The organism is Vibrio sp. 10N.247.310.24, from assembly GCF_041467175.1.
GTDB classification, from domain to species: Bacteria; Pseudomonadota; Gammaproteobacteria; order Enterobacterales; family Vibrionaceae; genus Vibrio; species Vibrio tasmaniensis_A.
This window is the reverse complement of record NZ_JBFSUD010000148.1, coordinates 1-4,343: the sequence shown is the minus strand read 5'-3', so window position 1 is coordinate 4,343 and position 4,343 is coordinate 1. Positions and strand designations below refer to the sequence as shown.

Sequence of the window (4,343 nt, the reverse complement as noted above, 5' to 3'; positions counted from 1 at the left end):
AGCTCGGAAGGATCCTTCAACCGATCACTTTGGCTTTAACTGATCGGCATTACTCTTGTAGCGCCGTTTTTAATTTCAATTCAATTGTTCGGGTTCTAATAAGTTTAAGTGGTATTTGTTAAATTCACTCCATAAATCACGAACCCATTAGTCGAATCAATTGACTTCATTAAACCCATAGATATACTTGCTCCAATTTTTTTGAGTGTCGTATAACAATGAAAAAAAACATCTTATCTTTGTGTCTAATTTTGCCGTCGTCTCTACTACTTTCTGCATGTGGTGGTTCTAGTGATTCCGCTCAACCTCCGAGTAAAACGGCGGTACAAAAAGCGCTTGAATCCGGAGATGCATCCCTTGTATCTAATGCCAATGAGTTTATTGACGCCAGCCAAACGCTCGTTGCCCAATACAAATCTGATTACAGTCAAATTAAACAGTCTCTGTCTAAAAATTCAGACGGCACGCCGCTGCGCAATCTTCATTGGGATCCAACACACGATGCCGCGATAATCTTACCAACTTACGGCTTCAACGATGTCATCCTGCAAACCAATAAAGCGATGCAGAGTGGATATACTGACCAAGAGCTTGCGATTGGTATTGCAGGTTATACATCGAGCGGTAGTCGTTACGCTGCGTTAGCAAGTAACCCATTTCGAACTAAGCAACGTTCAACGGATTCAGTCAACGCAGAAATGGAAGTGTGGTTGAAAAACTTGGTGGGTTGGGCATCTGGCACAAGTTCACCTAAGAATGTTGTCTTGGCTCAGATGGATCAGTCTTATTATTTTCCTGATGACAAAGCAACGCGAAACTGGCTAACGAGCAACATCAATCCTTCGATGGTTATCAATGATGATAACGCCTGTGACGGCAGCAAATTAAGCCAATGTATTGAAACGAACAACCCTGATTTATTGATTTTGTCTCAAAAGTTAAATGCTGGTGACGAAATTAACGATGTAATGACGGGGTTACGTTTGGCGTTCAAAAAAAAGATTCCCGTGCTGTACTTGCATCTTGATGGCGGTATGACGGACTTAGGCAATGCACTATTTGCAGAAATGCATATGACGTATGTTGGTGATAACTATTGGCGCAGGCTAGGGCTGTCAAATTGGGATTCAACACAACTGATTGATCGCATGCCGGATAATATCGTCAAACAACAAGCACTTTTACAGCGCCTGAAACTCGATAGTTTCACTGTTGACTTGAATTTATGTGATGATAAATCTTGCCCAGATGAGTCCAACATGGATGAAGAGTTCTATAAGGCCACGAACAGTATTCGTTCACACCTAACGACGCTTGATAGCAAAAAAATTGATCTCTTTGCATCCAAGAACTACGAATATGAAAAGCTGTTACTGCTACTTGCTGATCGCTACCGACAAGACGTTAAGTACCCAATGGGTAAAGACGTAACAGATAGAATCGACTTTCTTCGATCGTATTACAGTGATTACGCGACATACAACACTCGACAACATAACGCAGCACAGCCGAGTTTAGGGAACTTCAGCACCAAGAACTTTAAGAATGTTCCTCTCATCACCAAGAATATTACTTTAGAGTCAAAGAGAAACTTCCGTGCGGCGGGTGTATATGCCTTACCGGGTAAGACGATCAAAGTGACGCGATTAGATAACAACAAAGTGGCAACGTCGATTGCCCTTAACACACTACGTAGCGGTGCGACTCATGAGTTTTCGGGTAAAGACGGCTATGCAAGGCCGAAGTTTTTGACTTCGGTAACTTACCCCGTAAAACATGGAGAAACGATATACCTGACCTCTGCCTATGGCGGGACATTACAAGTTCATTTTGATACCAACGATATCGATGTAGAGCTGCGTTTTGAAAATGTTGCCCAACACCCTGTTTGGCGAAGTAAAGCGGACAACGATAGCTTTGTCGCGCAGCTTGAAGAAGGAAAGTTTGATTGGGCTGAGTTGGTGACTCCCGGATTTGAAGTTCACTCTAAGCTAGACAAGATGAAAGAGTCTATTGGAGCTTCTGATTGGGCACAGCCGCATGATATGGCGCTCGCCACTGAGCGTTACGTACACAACCTTCCTCATGCACTTGCAGGTTTCAAAGGGCCAGGAATTGATGAAATTGCTGAAATTCATCAATACGGAGAGGCAAAGGGTTGGGAAATTGCGAACATTGATATTGTGAAGCACATGAATGCCGATCAAGCGACTTGTGGTTACGGTTGTTCAGGAAATCCTTACGATGCTTATTGGTCTTTTCATCCTCTAGGGCATGGTGATTTGCACGAGCTTGGTCATGGACTGGAAAGAGGACGTTTTAGATTCGCTGGATGGGAAGGCCACTCAACAACCAACTATTATTCGTATTTTAGTAAATCAAAGTATTACAAAGACACGGCAAAGGTATCGTCTTGCCAAAGCTTAGACTTTAAAGGGCAGTATCAACTTTTACAGCAGAGCCGAACTCAACCAGATCCAAACGCTTTTATGGCGGCTCAAAATCAAACGGGTTGGAGTTGGGGGGCTCGTATGTTCATTCAAATGATGATGTTGACAGAGCAGCAAGGTGTATTGAATTCAGGTTGGCATTTACTAGGGCGCTTACACTTGATTGAACGCGAGTTTAATCGCTTGAAAGCCAGTGATACTCTCTGGAACAACGGTAAAGGCTCGATTGGCTTTTCAGATTACACCAAACAGGAAGTCGAAGCCATCACCAACAATGACTGGTTGCTTATCGCATTAAGCTACGTAGCAGAAAGGGATATGAAGCAATACTTAGATATGTGGGGATTCAGTTTCAGTGATAAAGCGAAGCAACAAGTCACCGCTCTTAGTCTAAGTAACATGCCTTTGACATATTTTGCATCGTCTAATCAAGGCTATTGCTTAGATGAATTTGCTAAGACGCCGTTAGATGTTGACGGCACGACCGCTTGGCCGCTTAATTAGGTATATGGCAGATAGAGTCACGAATAAAAAAGAGAGGAGATATTATCTCCTCTCTTTCGTTATTCGCTTCTGGTTAGCCTAGTGAACACGATTTACCAGCTACTTGATATGGCTAAGTTCTGTTACCTAATAGTAACTACTTAAACGTCGACCAAATTGGCGCGTGATCTGACGGTTTTTCAATGCCGCGTAGCTCGTAGTCGATGCCCGCTTCAGTACATTTATCAGCAAGCTTCTGAGTCGCAAGTACCACATCAATGCGCAGGCCGCGGTTGTCCACGAAGCCTTTTGAGCGGTAATCAAACCATGAGTATTGATCGTTCACTTCAGGGTGTAGTAAACGGAAGCTGTCCACAAAACCCCAATCCATCAATGTTTTCAACCATTCGCGTTCTTCTGGTTGGAAAGAACATTTACCGGTTTTCAACCAACGTTTCGCATTAGGTTCACCAATGCCGATATCAATATCGGTAGGGCTGATATTAATGTCGCCCATTACGATCACTTGTTCATCTTTGTTGTGGTAATCGTTCAGGTACGTCATTAAGTCCTTGTAGAACTGGCGCTTGTACGGGTATTTGGTTTCATGCTTAATGTTGTCGCCTTGAGGGAAATAACCATTTAGCACAGTGACCTTTTCACCATTGTCGTCTTCAAACGTCGCCATGATCATACGCTTTTGATGGTCTTCATTGTCTGTAGGAAAGCCTTTTTGTACCGAAATTGGCTCTTGCTTACAAAGCATAGCCACACCGTAGTGAGCCTTTTGACCGTGGAAGTAGACTTTGTAACCCATAGCTTCAACATCGGCTAGTGGGAAGGCTTCATCGTGCACTTTGATCTCTTGTAGACCAATCACATCAGGTTGGTGCTTATCGATAATAGCCTGAAGCTGATGAAGGCGGGCTCTAAGGCCATTGATGTTGAAGCTAATTACTTTCATTTGTTTTTATACCTCTCGTAAACCCTTGTGATTGCTTGCTTTTCAAGGGCTTGCTGATTTGGTGGGTTTCATGATTAATCGTATTTAAGCATGCTTAATAATTTCTGTCGCCATTTTGTCGCCCCTAAATGGCGACAAAATGGTGTGAATACTCACTTTTGCGCAGAATCTACTGAGTCTTTAGCAAGTCTAAAAAGAACGCGTATTCAAGTGCGTCTTCTTTTAATCGCTTAAATCGACCGGAAGCCCCACCGTGACCGGCTTCCATATCGGTTTTGAACAGCAGCACGTTGTTGTCTGTTTTCATTTCACGCAGCTTCGCAACCCACTTCATGGGTTCAAAGTATTGTACTTGTGAGTCATGCAGGCCTGTTGTTACCAACATGTTCGGGTAGCGGCGTTTTTCAAGGTAGTTGTCATCATTCGCTTGTTTACTAAGCAGCTTC

3 protein-coding genes are annotated in these 4,343 nt (G+C 43.3%); 1 reads left to right on the top strand and 2 read right to left on the bottom strand.

The annotated features are described in order from the left end of the window. Positions 1-218 precede the first annotated feature (218 nt). Positions 219-2,954, top strand: a complete 2,736-nt coding sequence (locus tag AB6E08_RS22725) for an ImpA family metalloprotease (RefSeq protein WP_372067317.1) — start codon at positions 219-221, stop codon at positions 2,952-2,954. A gap of 136 nt (positions 2,955-3,090) precedes the next feature. Here AB6E08_RS22725 and xthA read toward each other — a convergent pair whose 3' ends face one another. Together xthA and AB6E08_RS22715 are read right to left on the bottom strand one after the other, a co-directional pair. Continuing rightward, positions 3,091-3,897 (bottom strand): exodeoxyribonuclease III, encoded by an 807-nt coding sequence (gene xthA / locus AB6E08_RS22720; protein WP_102462452.1) that lies wholly within the window; start codon positions 3,895-3,897, stop codon positions 3,091-3,093. 169 nt (positions 3,898-4,066) lie between these two features. Then, positions 4,067-4,343, bottom strand: a 277-nt coding sequence (locus AB6E08_RS22715; protein ID WP_372160296.1) for a prolyl oligopeptidase family serine peptidase, incomplete at its 5' end; no start/stop codon positions are given.

Coding starts and splice junctions, on each gene's coding strand:
- AB6E08_RS22725 (WP_372067317.1), top strand. CDS start 219: ATGAAAAAAAACATCTTATCTTTGTGTCTAATTTTGCCGTCGTCTCTA.
- xthA (WP_102462452.1), bottom strand. CDS start 3,897: ATGAAAGTAATTAGCTTCAACATCAATGGCCTTAGAGCCCGCCTTCAT.